This window comes from Candidatus Methylomirabilota bacterium (genome assembly GCA_036005065.1).
Taxonomy (GTDB): domain Bacteria; phylum Methylomirabilota; class Methylomirabilia; order Rokubacteriales; family DASRDR01; genus DASYQW01.
Genome location: DASYQW010000041.1, coordinates 1 through 12247 on the forward strand (window position 1 = coordinate 1; position 12247 = coordinate 12247).

The 12247-nt window shown below is 71.1% G+C and carries 13 protein-coding genes; 10 read left to right on the forward strand and 3 right to left on the reverse strand.

Annotated features, from left to right (window positions below; genetic code table 11):
* From VGW35_02705 to VGW35_02715, 3 genes are all read left to right on the forward strand, one after another.
* Positions 1 to 244 (forward strand): ABC transporter permease (locus tag VGW35_02705; protein HEV8306553.1); only part of this gene is annotated, 244 nt, incomplete at its 5' end.
* A gap of 177 nt (positions 245 to 421) precedes the next feature.
* Entirely contained in the window at positions 422 to 1531 is a 1110-nt protein-coding gene (locus VGW35_02710) for an extracellular solute-binding protein (GenBank protein ID HEV8306554.1), read from the forward strand.
* 58 nt (positions 1532 to 1589) lie between these two features.
* Positions 1590 to 2687, forward strand: coding sequence for an ABC transporter ATP-binding protein (locus VGW35_02715; protein ID HEV8306555.1), 1098 nt, complete (start codon positions 1590 to 1592; stop codon positions 2685 to 2687).
* Between the two features lie 139 nt (positions 2688 to 2826).
* Here VGW35_02715 and VGW35_02720 read toward each other — a convergent pair whose 3' ends face one another.
* Positions 2827 to 5535 (reverse strand): GAF domain-containing protein, encoded by a 2709-nt coding sequence (locus VGW35_02720; protein HEV8306556.1) that lies wholly within the window; start codon positions 5533 to 5535, stop codon positions 2827 to 2829.
* A 98-nt stretch (positions 5536 to 5633) separates the two neighbouring features.
* On the opposite strand from VGW35_02720, the gene VGW35_02725 reads away from it, so the two are divergent.
* The 7 genes from VGW35_02725 (at position 5634) to VGW35_02755 (ending at position 11334) form a co-directional block, all read left to right on the forward strand.
* Positions 5634 to 6311, forward strand: a complete 678-nt coding sequence (locus tag VGW35_02725; protein ID HEV8306557.1) for a response regulator transcription factor — start codon at positions 5634 to 5636, stop codon at positions 6309 to 6311.
* Complete coding sequence (locus VGW35_02730) at positions 6308 to 7723, forward strand: ATP-binding protein (protein HEV8306558.1); 1416 nt, start codon at positions 6308 to 6310, stop codon at positions 7721 to 7723. Before VGW35_02725 ends, VGW35_02730 begins: the two co-directional genes overlap by 4 nt.
* 99 nt (positions 7724 to 7822) lie before the next feature.
* Positions 7823 to 9265 carry a DegQ family serine endoprotease gene (locus VGW35_02735; GenBank protein HEV8306559.1) on the forward strand — a complete coding sequence of 481 codons (1443 nt, stop codon included), beginning with the start codon at positions 7823 to 7825 and terminating at the stop codon, positions 9263 to 9265.
* Between the two features lie 49 nt (positions 9266 to 9314).
* On the forward strand, positions 9315 to 9953 hold the full coding sequence (locus VGW35_02740; protein HEV8306560.1) for a tetratricopeptide repeat protein: 639 nt from the start codon (positions 9315 to 9317) through the stop codon (positions 9951 to 9953).
* A 16-nt stretch (positions 9954 to 9969) separates the two neighbouring features.
* Entirely contained in the window at positions 9970 to 10635 is a 666-nt protein-coding gene (locus VGW35_02745) for a PRC-barrel domain-containing protein (protein HEV8306561.1), read from the forward strand.
* Between the two features lie 31 nt (positions 10636 to 10666).
* Positions 10667 to 10894, forward strand: coding sequence for a plasmid stabilization protein (locus VGW35_02750; protein ID HEV8306562.1), 228 nt, complete (start codon positions 10667 to 10669; stop codon positions 10892 to 10894).
* A 44-nt stretch (positions 10895 to 10938) separates the two neighbouring features.
* The gene (locus tag VGW35_02755; GenBank protein HEV8306563.1) at positions 10939 to 11334 is read left to right on the forward strand and encodes a type II toxin-antitoxin system VapC family toxin; all 396 of its coding nucleotides are present in this window, start codon (positions 10939 to 10941) and stop codon (positions 11332 to 11334) included.
* 66 nt (positions 11335 to 11400) lie between these two features.
* Here VGW35_02755 and VGW35_02760 read toward each other — a convergent pair whose 3' ends face one another.
* Both VGW35_02760 and VGW35_02765 read right to left on the reverse strand, forming a co-directional pair.
* Positions 11401 to 11808 (reverse strand): PIN domain-containing protein, encoded by a 408-nt coding sequence (locus VGW35_02760; GenBank protein HEV8306564.1) that lies wholly within the window; start codon positions 11806 to 11808, stop codon positions 11401 to 11403.
* Positions 11809 to 11819: 11 nt separating this feature from the next.
* Positions 11820 to 12053, reverse strand: a complete 234-nt coding sequence (locus VGW35_02765) for a hypothetical protein (GenBank protein HEV8306565.1) — start codon at positions 12051 to 12053, stop codon at positions 11820 to 11822.
* Positions 12054 to 12247 lie beyond the last annotated feature (194 nt).

Below are 12247 nucleotides of genomic sequence, written 5' to 3' on the forward strand. Positions count from 1 at the left end.
GATCCGGCCGGGCCTGATCGCCGGCGCGACGTTCTCGCTGATCATCTCGTTCGACGAGTTCACCGTGTCGCTGTTCCTGACCGGGCCCGGCCTGATGACGCTGCCGCTGGAGATCTACAACTACACCGAGTACACGATCGACCCCACGATCGCGGCGATCTCGACGCTGTTGATCGTGTTGTCGGTGGCGGTCATCGTGGCGATCGAGCGGTGCCTGGGGTTCGAGCGCCACTTCCAGCTCTGAGGGGGCGCCGTGCCGATCCCCGTCGCATCCCGTCGTCCTCGGCCCTCGCCGGCCCTCAACGTATGCGGCATACGCCTCGGCGCGGCTCCGGCCTGCGTCCTAGGGCTGCTCGGGTCTCGGCCGGCGCCGCGCCATATCATGTTCCCCGCAGATGCCCCGATGGGGCAAGGAGGTCCTATGAGCGAGCATGTCGAGAAAGAACATCTGCTCCGGTGCTTCGGGCACGACGTCGCGCGACGCCAGGTCCTGAAGAGCCTGATCGCCGCCGGCGCCGGTCTCGGGGCCCTGACGGCCTTCGCCGAGCGGCTGGCCTCGGCGGCCGCGGCTGACGCGGCCGAGCTGACCATCTTCGCGTGGCCGGGGCTCGTCCCCGACATCCTCAAGGAGCGGTCGGTCGCCCCTTTCCACAAGGCCTACCCGCAGGTGAAGGTCAACCTCGACATCAGCACCAACGCCGTCATGTACCCCAAGATGCTGGCGGCCCGGAACAACCCCGTGATCAGCGGCGGGATGTTCAACGACATCTTCGTCCAACGGGGCATCGTGGACGGCCTGTGGGTTAAGCCGAACGACGAGTACATGCCCAACAAGAAGGCGATCCCGTCCGAGCTCATGCCGCCCGGCGGTCACGGGGTCGTCTTCCAGTTCACGCCCTTCGGCATCATGTACAACCCGGACCGGGTGGAAAAGCCCAAGTCCTGGGCCGATCTCTGGGACCCGAGGTACAAGGGCCGGGTCGAGATGTGGGACAGCTACTTCGACGCTTACATCGCGGCCGCCGTCATGAACGGCAAGGGCCCGAGCGTGGAGGAGGGGATCAAGCTCTGGACGTCCCACAAGCAGAACATCGGGGCCTGGACCACCTCGCCCACCAAGGCGGAGGACGACGTCTCCCGCGGCGAGATGTGGCTCGCCCCCCACTGGGGCTCGTGGGCAGAGCAGGCCCGCTCGACCGGGAAGAAGGTCGCCTTCACCATTCCCAAGGAGGGCGCCGTGCAGTGGGGCGGCCACATGGTCACCGTCTCCGGCTTCCCCCCGAAGGTCACCGAGCTGACCCAGCGCTATCTCGACACCTGGAACTCGGAGGACTGCCAGCTCGGCTGGGTCACCAAGGGCTTCTTCGGCCCCGCCAACCGGAGCGTGAAGATCCCGCCGGAGCTCCTCAAGCTCGAGGCCATGATGACGGCGGAGGACGCCGCCAAGAAGCTGATCCGCTACGACGTGAAGGCGGTCGGCGAGAAGATCCCGCGGCTCAAGGCGATGATCGACCAGACCCTCAAGGTGTGATCCCGGCCACCCTGCGGCCCGGCGGCGTCCCAGCGGCGCCGCCGGGCCAGCCACGCGGATGACCGAACCCGTCGACGTCCACCTGGAACGCGTCAGCAAGCGCTTCGGCCCCGTCGCCGCCGTCGACGACGTTTCGCTCGAGGTTCGTCAGGGCGAAGTGCTGGCGCTCCTGGGCCCCAGCGGGTGCGGCAAGACGACCACGCTCCGCATCGTCGCGGGCTTCGAGGACCCGGACACCGGCGCGGTGCGGATCCGCGGCACGGTCGTCAACGACATCCCGACCTACCGGCGCAACCTCGGAATGGTCTTCCAGCACTACGCCCTGTTCCCCCACATGTCGGTCTTCGACAACGTGGCCTTCGGCCTCCGGATGCGCGGCGTCGGGCGAGGGGACGTGCGCCGGCGGGTCTCGGAGGCCATGACCCTGGTGCGGCTCGAGGGGCTGGAAGAGCGGTTCCCCTCCCAGCTCTCGGGTGGCCAGCAGCAGCGGGTGGCGCTGGCTCGGGCGGTGGTGACGAAGCCGGCGGTGTTGCTCCTGGACGAGCCCCTGGGAGCGCTCGACAAGAAGCTCCGCGAACAGATGCAGGTCGAGATCCGGGCGCTGCAGCGCGAGGTCGGGATCACGACGATCTTCGTGACCCATGATCAGGAGGAGGCGCTGACGCTGGCGGACCGGATCGCCGTGATGGAACGGGGCGCAATCGTGCAGATCGGGACGCCCACCGAGATCTACGAGCGGCCGCGCTCGCGCTTCGTCTCGGACTTCATCGGGATCTCGAACTTCCTGGCCGGCCGGATCGTCGCACGGGGCGCCGAGGCGCTCACCGTGGAGCTGCCGGCCGCGCTCCGTCTGCAGGCCGCGGGGGTGGACGGACTCGCCGTGGGAGACCCGGTGGAGCTGGCGATCCGCCCGGAGAAGATCCGGCTGGCGGCGGCGCCTCTCCCGGCGGCCAACTGCGTGGCCGGCCAGGTGGAGCACCTCGTGTACCTGGGCGCGGTGACGTATTACTACCTGCGGATCGCCGGGGAGGTCCGCCTCGTCGTCATGGAGCAGAACCAGACCGCGCGGCCCGAGCGCCCGCCCTACCCCGTCGGGACGACCGTCTATGCCGGCTGGGACACCGAGAGCACGGTTCCCCTCAAGCAGCCCGCCTGAGGGCAGGAGCGTGTCGGAGTAACCCGACCCGCGCCGACCACCGAGCCCGCGGTGCATCGAGGAGCGCTCCGAGCGGCGGCTTCGCCGCCGCCACGACGGGGGGGCATCGGGGGGTCTTCCGAGACCCCCCCGAAATGACCTAGCCGCGGGGAGGGACGAAGGCGCCCAGGATGCTGGCCAGCTCGGCCGGGTCCACGGGCTTCACCAGGTGGGTGTCGAAGCCGGCCTCGAGCGCGCGCCGGCGGTCGGCCGGCTGCCCGTAGCCGGTGAGCGCGATGAGGTACATTCGCTGGCCTTCCGGCGTGGCGCGCAGGCGCCGCGCCACTTCGTAGCCGTCGAGGCCGGGCAGCCCGATGTCGATGAGCGCGAACTCGGGGCGCGACCGGCAGGCCAGCTCCAGGCCACGGACGCCGTCCTCGGCCACCTCCACGCGGTGGCCGCCCAGCTCCAGCACGAGCCGCAACGCCTCCCGGGCGTCGGCGTAGTCCTCGATGACGAGCACGTGGCGCGTCGGCCAGGCGACCGGCCCTTCTGCCGCGCGACCCGGCCGGTCCGGCGCCCGGATCGGCAGCCGGATCACGAACTCGCTGCCCTGCCCGGAGCCCGGGCTGTGGGCAGAGATGGAGCCCTCGTGCTGCTCGACCAGGCTTCGCGCCAGGGCCAGCCCCAGCCCGAGCCCGCCGCCGGGGCGGTCGACGGAGCGGGGCCCCTGGGCGAAGACGTCGAAGACGCGCGGCAGCAGCTCGGGCGGGATTCCGGCCCCTTCGTCCTGGACGCGCACGACCGCCTCGCCGCGCTCCCGGTCTACCTGCAGGCGAATCGCGCCTCCAGCCACCGTGTACTTGGCCGCGTTGTCGAGGAGGTGCCCGATGGCTTGCTCGAGCCGGACGGGATCGCCGTTCACCATGGCTGGCTCCGGGCCGAGCACCAGCGCGATGTCGTGGTCCCCCAGCCTCCCGGTCACGTGGAACGCCTCCAGGCACTGGCGGGCCACGTCCCGCACGTCGACCGGCTCGCGCCGGAGCACGAACGTGCCGGAGCGGATGCGGGAGACGTCCAGGAGGTCGTCCACCAGCCGGGCGAGCTGCCGGGCCTGCCGCTCGATGATGGCGCGTAGTCGCGCGGAATCGGGATCCCGGGACGCGGTCTGGTTCAGGACGTGCAGGGCATTCAGGATCGGCGCCAGCGGATTGCGGAGCTCGTGCGAGAGCATCGCCAGGAACTCGTCCTTGGTCCGGTTGGCGGCCTCCGCGTCGCGGCGCGCCGCTCGCTCGGCCTCGAACAGTCGCGCGTGATCGATGGCGAGGGCGGCGCGGTCGGCGACCAGCTGGAGCAGATGGGCGTCGTCCGGGCTGAATCGGCGGGGGCGAACGGTGCCCACCCGGACGATGCCGATGACCCGGTCGCCCACCCCGAGGGGGGCGCCGATGAGGGACCGCACGCCCCTCTCGCGCAGCACGGGGTCGATCACGTCCGACTGATCGAGGTCGGTCACGGTCACGACCCGCCGCTCGGCCGCGACCCGACCGGTAAACCCCTGGCCGAGGGGCAGGCGGAGGGGCTGCGTCACGGACTCTTCCAGCCCGTGCGTGGCCCGCGCCACCAGGGTCTCCCCGCTCGCGTCGACCAGCAGGATGGCGGCCGTGTCGGCGACGAGTAGCTCCCGGATGCGCCGCAGCAACTCGGCCAGAAGGCTGTCGAGGCCGAGATGAGCGAGGGCGGCGTCGGTCACGGCCTGGAGCCGCTGGGCCAGCTCGACCTGCGTCTCGGCCTCGACCCGGGCCACCTGCGCCTCCTCGAGGCGCCGGGCCCGTCCCTCCTCGGCGCGGTGGCGCTCGATGGCCATGCCGAACACGTGGCTCACGGCCAGCAGGAAGTGTCGGTCGTCGGCGCTGAAGCTCCGCCGCCGGCCGGTATGGACGGCCAGGATCCCGAACGGCTGGTCGAGCCCCCGAATGGCGACGCTGAGGCCGCTCACGACGCCGTGCTGGATCAGACGAGGCGGAGCGCCGAAGCGGGTTTCGAGGTCCAGCTCCTCGACCGCCACCGGCTCGGCGGCTGCCAGGACGTGAGCCGCCAGCGAATCCGGGGCGGTCCGATCCGTGGTCTGTCCGACGGCGCCGTGGCGCCATCCCACGCCCGCGCGCAGGAGGAGGGTGGCGCCGTCCGGCTGGAGCTCGAGGACCTCGCAATACTCCACGCCCAGGGTCTGGGCCACCTGGCCGACCGCCTCCTCGATCAGGGGAACCAGGGCGATTCCCTCCAGGGCGCGCTGGCCGAGCTCGGCCACGATCGCCTGTTGCTGCTCGCTTACCTTCATGGTCTCGAAGAGCTTGGCGCGATCGATCGCCAGCGCGGCACGGTCGGCCACCAGCTGGAGCAAGTGCGCGGCGTCCCGCGTGAACCGTCGCGGCTCGCGCGTCCCGACCTCGAGGACGCCGATCACGCGGCCTTCGACCAGGAGGGGCGCCCCCAGGAGCGAGCGGACGCCCCCTTCCGTCAAGGCGGGGCTTCCGGGATCGGCGGTCGCCAGGTCCTCGACGATGACGGGCTCCCGGCTCTGGGCGATACGGCTCGTGACGCCTTCCCCGACGCGCAGCCGGAGACCTCGCTCCACCTGCTCCTCGAGCCCGTGGGCCGCCCGCAGGACGAAGTGCTGGCCGTCATCCGAGAGGAGCAGGATGCGGGCGGCGTCGGAGTCGAGGATCTGGGTGATGCGGCTCAGGAGCTCGCGCAGCAGGTCGTCCAGCGCGAGATGGGCGAGAGCAGTGTCGGTGATGGCCTGCAGTCGCCAGAGACGCTCGGCGACCGCGCGGGTACCTCCCGGAGGTTTGGGGCTGGAGCCCATCGTGTCGACCTACAGGGGAGACATTATCAAGAGGAGTACCCGCGCCGTCAACCGCTCGTTTTGCCCCCCTTGACGCGGCCGTGTATCGTGGAGGGTGCATGCGCGTGCTCGTGGTCGAGGACGAACGAAAGGTCGCGAGCTTCATCCGCCAGGGGCTCGAGGAAGAAGGGCACGCGGTGGAGGTGGCGGCCGACGGCGCCGCCGCTCTCGACCTGGTCCTCGAGGGACCTCCTTACGACCTGATCGTGCTCGACGTCATGCTGCCCCGGCGCGATGGCTTCGCCGTGCTGAAGGCGCTCCGGGAGCGGCGCATCCAGACCCCGGTCCTCCTGCTGACCGCGCGCGACAGCGTCTCCGACAGGGTGGCGGGCCTCGACCTCGGCGCCGACGACTACCTCACCAAGCCGTTCGCCTTCGAGGAGTTTCTGGCCCGCGTCCGGGCACTCCTGCGGCGGGGCGCGCAGCAACGCGCGCCGGTGCTGCGGGTCGCCGACCTGTCGCTCGATCCCGCCACCCGGGAGGTCAGGCGGGGCGGCCGCCGCATCACGCTGACGACGCGAGAGTACGCCTTGCTCGAGTACCTCATGCGGAACGCGGGGCGAATCCTGACGCGACCGATGCTCGCCGAGCACGTGTGGGGGCTCGACTTCGACTCCGAGACCAACGTCATCGACGTGTACGTCGGCTACCTCCGCCGGAAGATCGACGCGCCCGGAGACCCCCGGCTCGTGCACACCATGCGCGGCGCCGGCTACGTCCTGAAGGCCCCGGAATGAGGCCGCGCCTGTCACCCCTGGCCGTCCGCACCCGGCTCACGCTGTGGTATACGGGCATGCTGCTGGCGATCCTGCTGGTGATCAGCGGGCTCTCCTACGCCATGCTCCGCTGGAGCCTGATGCAGGACCTCGACGCGTCCCTCATCGTCGTCGCCCAGGTCGTCCGCGATACCGGATACTCGGCGGCCGGGCCGGTCTCGGGCCCGGGACCCGAGGCCATGGTCCGCGACATCCTGGGGCCGGAGTTCTATGACAAGTTCTTCCGGCTGATCGATCCGGAAGGCGGACCGGGCATCGGGTCCACCCATCTCCGCGACCGGACGCTGCCGCTCTCGGCAGAGGCGCGCCGGAACGCGGCCCGCGGGCTGGAGACGTTCGAGACCGTCCGGCTCGTGTCGGGGGAACCGGTGCGGCTGTTCACGATGCCGATCCGACGCGGCGGACAGCTGGTGCAGCTCGTCCAGGTCGGGATGTCCCTCCACCGCGCCCAGCAGACCCTCGGTCGATACCTGCAGACGCTCCTCGCCCTCATCCCTCTCGGGCTCGGCCTCGCCGCCGCCGGGGGCGCGGTCACCGCTCGAGTCGCCCTGGCGCCGGTGGGGGAGATGTCGCGGAGCGCGCGGCGGATCAGCGCCGTGGATCTGAGCCGGCGTCTCGCGCCGCGCGGCAGCGGGGACGAGCTGGACCATCTGGCCGAGACGCTGAACGCCATGCTGGAGCGCCTGGAAGGGGCCTTCGGCGAGCTCCGGCGTTTCGCCGCCGACGCGGCCCACGAGCTCAGAACCCCGCTGACGGCTCTGAAGGGGGGCATCGAGGTGGCCCTGCGCGCCGACCGTTCCGCCGAGGAGTACCGCCGGGTGTTGCGGTCGAGCCTCGAGGAGGTGGAACGCCTGATCCGTGTCGCGGAGGACCTGCTCCTCCTCTCCCGCTCGTCGGCCGGCGTCGGGGTGCCCCGCGGCCGGATCGATCTCGAGCCGCTCGTGCTGGACGTCCTCGACGTGGGGACCCAGCTCGCCCACGGGACCGGGGTGACCCTGTCGCTCTCCGGCGGCAGCGCCCCCGCGGTGGTCGTCGGGGATGCCGCCGATCTGCGGCGCGCGCTCCTGAATCTCCTCGAGAATGCGATCAAGTACACCGCGGCCGGCGGCACGGTCGAGCTGTCACTCACGTGCGCGGACGGCTACGCGGCCATCGCCGTCCGGGACACGGGCTCGGGCATCGATCCGGCCGACGCCGACCGCGTCTTTCAGCCGTTCGTCCGGCTGGATGCGGCCCGGGCGCGGGCGACGGGCGGATCCGGGCTGGGCTTGCCGATCGCCCGGTCGATCGTCCGGGCCCACGGGGGGACGCTGACCCTCCAGAGCGTTCCCGGGGATGGCAGCTGCTTCACGATCCGCCTTCCGCTCGCCTGACCCCGCCTCTCTAAGAAACTTTTCATCCTCGTTTCATCCGCGCCTCATCTTCGCCGGGTAAGTCTGGAGCGGGACACCCAACCAGACTGGAGGCGAACGATGAGTCAGTGGCGTGGCAGTCGCTCGGTGTGGCCGGTGCTGGCGCTGGCGGTGATGCTCGCCGCGATCCCGCTGATCCCGCGGATCGGGTTCACGGTGGCGCGGGAGGGGCTGTGGACGGAGCGGGCGGTGGCCGTCACCCCGGCGTCTCCCGCGGTGGCGAACTGGGTCCAGCTCGCCCGGGAGTTGAAGCCGGCGGTCGTGAACGTCAGCACCCGGCGGGTCCAGGACGGGCTTCCCGCGCGGCCCGGTCCATTCCGTGACCAGGACCCGGCCGAGCGCTTCTTCGGCGCCCGGCCCCGGCGCGAGGTGCGCAGCCTCGGCTCGGGCTTCATCATCAACCCGGACGGCTACCTGGTCACGAACAACCACGTGGTCGACGGGGCGACCGACATCCGGGTGAAGCTGGCCGACGGCCGCGAGCTCGGGGCGAAGGTCGTGGGGCGGGATTCCAAGACCGACCTCGCCCTGCTGAAGATCGAGGCGACCGGCCTACCGGTCGTCCCCCTCGGGGACTCCTCCGCGCTCCAGGTCGCCGAGCCGGTGATGGCGATCGGCAATCCCTTCGGCCTGGCGCAGACGGTCACCACCGGGATCGTCAGCGCGACCGGCCGCGTGATCGGCGAGGGACCGTATGACGACTTCATCCAGACCGACGCGTCGATCAACCCGGGCAACAGCGGCGGCCCCCTGATCAACGCCCGAGGGCAGGCGGTCGGGATCAACACCGCGATCTTCAGCCAGAGCGGCGGCTCGATCGGCATCGGGTTCGCCATCCCCATCAATCTCGCCAAGTCGGTCGTCGCCGCCCTCGCCGAGCACGGCCACGTCGTCCGCGGCTGGCTCGGGGTGGCGGTCCAGCCCCTGACGCCGGAGCTGGCGAAGGCGCTCGACGTGGTGGCGTCCCAGGGCGCGCTGGTCTCGGCGGTCACTCCCGGCTCGCCCGCCATGCAGGCGGGCCTCCGGCCGGGGGACGTCATCACGGCGTACGACGGGCGGAAGGTCGGCCGGACAGAGGATCTGCCGCGGGCGGTGGCGGAGACCCCTGTCGGCCGCGAGGTGCCGCTCACCGTGCTCCGCGACGGGAAGACCGTGTCCCTCATGGCCAGGATCGCGCGACTCGAGGAGCCGGTCGAGCGCGTCGCGGCCACCGGGGAGATGGGCTCCGGGCTGGGCGTGGCCGTGCAGCCGCTGACGCCGGCCCTGGCCCGCGAGCTGGGACTCTCGGAGATTCAGGGGCTCCTCGTGCGCGCGGTCGAAGACGGCAGCCCCGCGTCGACCGTCGGGCTCGCCGCCGGCGACGTCATCGTCGAGGTGGATCGCCAGCCGGTGCAGAGCGCGGCTGACCTGAAGCAGGTGGTCGACAAGCATCGTGGCGGCCCGCCGATTCTGTTGCTCGTCCACCGGAACGGCGAGAGCGTCTTCGTGGCGGTCTCCGTCTAGTTGACGTCGATGTCACGTGAGAGGAACGCTCGATCGGGCGGGTGACACGATGGCGAGGCGAGCGGCGGCGGTGGTGGTCGTCGCGATAAGCCTCGGGGCAGCCTGGTACGCCCTCGCGCCGTGGCCCACGCATCATGCGGCCGAGCGCGGCGCTCGGCTCCTCGCGGCGCAGGATTACCTCGGGGCGAGCCGCGTCCTGCTGGCGGCGGTGGCTGCCGCTCCCGGTGATGCCCGCGTCCACTTCTACCTGGGGCTCGCCTACGCGCGTCTCGGCGCGCTGGCGGGCGCCCTGAACCAGCTCGAGGAAGCGGTGCACCTGGCCCCGGACGACGCGCAGTTTCACGACGGCCTGGGCCAGGTCTACCGCGACGCGGGGCAGGTGAGCCGCGCCTGGGCCGCGTTCGACGAGGCGATCCGCCGCGGCCCGGACGAGCCACGGTACCGCGTGCACCTGGCCGGCCTCCTGCTGGACACGGGCCGGGTGCCCGACGCGGTCGGCGCCCTCCGGCGGGCCGTGGAGCTCGCGCCCCGCCGGGCGGAGCTGCGCCTGCTCCTCGCCGCGGCCCTCCGGCAGGCCGGGGAGCGGGACGAGGCGGCGCGGCAGTACCGAGAAGCGCGCCGGCTCGCGGCCGACGGCGTGATCGCCGAGCTGGCACGGCAGGAGCTCCGGATCGCGACGCTCAGGTGAGCGCGGAGGAAGGGCGATGTTGCGACAGGTACGGGACCTGCGGGGTCTGACCATCGCCGCCACCGACGGCGACATCGGGCGAGCGCACGATCTGTATCTCGACGACCATCGGTGGACGGTGCGCTCCCTGGTGGTCGATACCCGCCCCTGGCCGGCGGGCCGCCGAGTCCTCATCTCGCCGCACTCGGTGTTCCGCGCGGACTGGCCTCGGCGGAGACTGGAGGTGGCGCTGACGAAGGAGGAGATCCGGCGCCGCCCGGACATCGACACCGACCAGCCGGTGGCGGGCCGACCGGCGGTCAGCCTCCGGCGTGCGCGCCGGGTGGCGGGCTATGCCTTGCAGGCCCTCGACGGCGAGGTCGGGCACATCCACGACTTCGTGATCGACGACGAGACGTGGGTCATCCGCTACCTCGTGGCGGAGACCCGGGATTGGTGGCCCGGTAAGAAGGTTCTCGTGCCACGCGAGTGGATCGCCTGGGTGAGCTGGCTGGAGCTGAAGGTCCACGTGGACCTGCATCGCGAGATCCTCCGGCACGCGCCGGAATACGATCCGGCGCGCCCGATCCAGGGGGACGACGAGGCGCGTCTGGGGCGGTACTACGGGAGGCCGACGTGCCGGGCGTTTCGTGAGAACGGGAGGGGCGCCCGGCGGCGGAGATCCTCACGTGCTATCAATTGACGATATCACCGTGTTCGCTTAGGATGTCTCCATGGCGAACATGATCATCCGCAACCTCGATGACACCGTCGCCGAACGGCTCCGCCTCCAGGCCCGCCTGCGTGGCGTCTCGGTCGAGCAAGAGGCGCGACGGCTCCTCGCCCTGGGGACGGCGCTCTCGCGAAAGGAGATCGCGGCGCGGGCCCGGACCATCCGCGCTCGGCAGAAGCCGCATCGCTCCCGGGCTACCGCCCTGATCCGCGAAGACCGCCGGCGGTGAGGGCGCGTGAGCGCCCGGCGAGGTGGCCGGCGCGCGCCGCTCCGGTGGTCGTCGACGCCTCGATCGCTGTGCAGTGGTTCGCCAACGAGCCGGGATCTGACCATGCGACGCGGCTGATGGAAGGGCACGAGGTGCTGTTCGCCCCCGACATCATGCCGGTCGAGGCGGCCAACGGCTGGTGGAAGAAGGTCCGTCGCCGGGAAATGAGCGCCGCCGACCTGGACCAGGCCGTCGGCTATCTCCTGGCCCTCGGCGTCGAGTGGGTCCCCACGGGGCCTCTGCTCACCCGCGCCGCGCACCTGGCGACGGAGATCGATCACCCGGTCTACGATTGCGTCTACCTGGTGCTGTCGGCCAGCCGGGCCGCCCCCCTCGCGACCGCCGACGATCGGCTTCGGGGAGCAGCCCGGGGCCTCGGGGTGCGCCTGTGGGCTCCCTGATTCGGGGAACCCCGATGATGGGATCAGTCGGTTCCTGAATCGGCGAGGCCGAGACTCACGTCCACATTACGCCGGCACGACCGCGAGGCTCTCCACTTCCCGGAAATCGCGGTCGAACGTGGCGACGAAGGGCGCGCCACGGTGTTGGGCCACCGTGACGATCGCGGCGTCCGTGAAACTCAGGCGGCCGTGGCGTTGCGCGCGGAAGGTCTCCATGACGTCGAGGAACGTGTCAGACGAGGGCACGAACTCGACGTCGCGGGCCTGGAGCAGGATCGTGGCGACCCGCACGGCGGCGTCGAGCCCGCGGCGGGCGAGGAGCACGGTGACGACCTCCAGGAACACGTACTCGATGAGGAGGGCAGGGCCCCATTGGCCGGCCACCAGGCTCTCCATCGTGGCTACCGCCGCGCGGTGATGGACATCGCGTCGGTTGTGGTAGGCCACGAGAAAGCTGGAGTCGAGGACGATCATCACCAGCGGCGTCAGACGCCGTAGACGATGGCGTCGACCTGCTCGCTGAGCCGTTCGTTGCCTTTCGGATACGCTTCCGGCGTGAGATCGCGGAGACTCCCCCGCTTCCTGGTCGCTGTCGGCCTCGCGAGGTAGCACCGGATCGCCTCCGTGACCAGTTCGCCGATCGTCTTCCCGCTGAGCGCGGCCCGTGCTTTCAGCTCTCGGTAGGCACTCTCGTCCAGGTTCCGAATCGTGGTATCCATGTGTGCATTGTAACACAAGTGACGCACCGCCCGATTCTCTCGTCACTCGCGGGACGTGAAAATGTCCCGATTCGGGGAACAAGATAGCGGCCACCGCTCGTCCAACGCGGTCTACGTGAGAGTCCGCGCTACCGGTTACCGCCGACGAACAGCCCGCCGCGGAAGGCGGGGTCGTAGGCGAAGAACTCCCAGAG

What these genes read in the sequence shown, in the direction of transcription:
- VGW35_02745 (HEV8306561.1), top strand. Translation starts at nt 9,970, where the DNA reads ATGTTGCGACAGGTACGGGACCTGCGGGGTCTGACCATCGCCGCCACC.
- VGW35_02730 (HEV8306558.1), top strand. Translation starts at nt 6,308, where the DNA reads ATGAGGCCGCGCCTGTCACCCCTGGCCGTCCGCACCCGGCTCACGCTG.
- VGW35_02765 (HEV8306565.1), bottom strand. Translation starts at nt 12,053, where the DNA reads ATGGATACCACGATTCGGAACCTGGACGAGAGTGCCTACCGAGAGCTG.
- VGW35_02750 (HEV8306562.1), top strand. Translation starts at nt 10,667, where the DNA reads ATGGCGAACATGATCATCCGCAACCTCGATGACACCGTCGCCGAACGG.
- VGW35_02760 (HEV8306564.1), bottom strand. Translation starts at nt 11,808, where the DNA reads ATGATCGTCCTCGACTCCAGCTTTCTCGTGGCCTACCACAACCGACGC.
- VGW35_02710 (HEV8306554.1), top strand. Translation starts at nt 422, where the DNA reads ATGAGCGAGCATGTCGAGAAAGAACATCTGCTCCGGTGCTTCGGGCAC.
- VGW35_02720 (HEV8306556.1), bottom strand. Translation starts at nt 5,535, where the DNA reads ATGGGCTCCAGCCCCAAACCTCCGGGAGGTACCCGCGCGGTCGCCGAG.
- VGW35_02735 (HEV8306559.1), top strand. Translation starts at nt 7,823, where the DNA reads ATGAGTCAGTGGCGTGGCAGTCGCTCGGTGTGGCCGGTGCTGGCGCTG.
- VGW35_02725 (HEV8306557.1), top strand. Translation starts at nt 5,634, where the DNA reads ATGCGCGTGCTCGTGGTCGAGGACGAACGAAAGGTCGCGAGCTTCATC.
- VGW35_02740 (HEV8306560.1), top strand. Translation starts at nt 9,315, where the DNA reads ATGGCGAGGCGAGCGGCGGCGGTGGTGGTCGTCGCGATAAGCCTCGGG.
- VGW35_02715 (HEV8306555.1), top strand. Translation starts at nt 1,590, where the DNA reads ATGACCGAACCCGTCGACGTCCACCTGGAACGCGTCAGCAAGCGCTTC.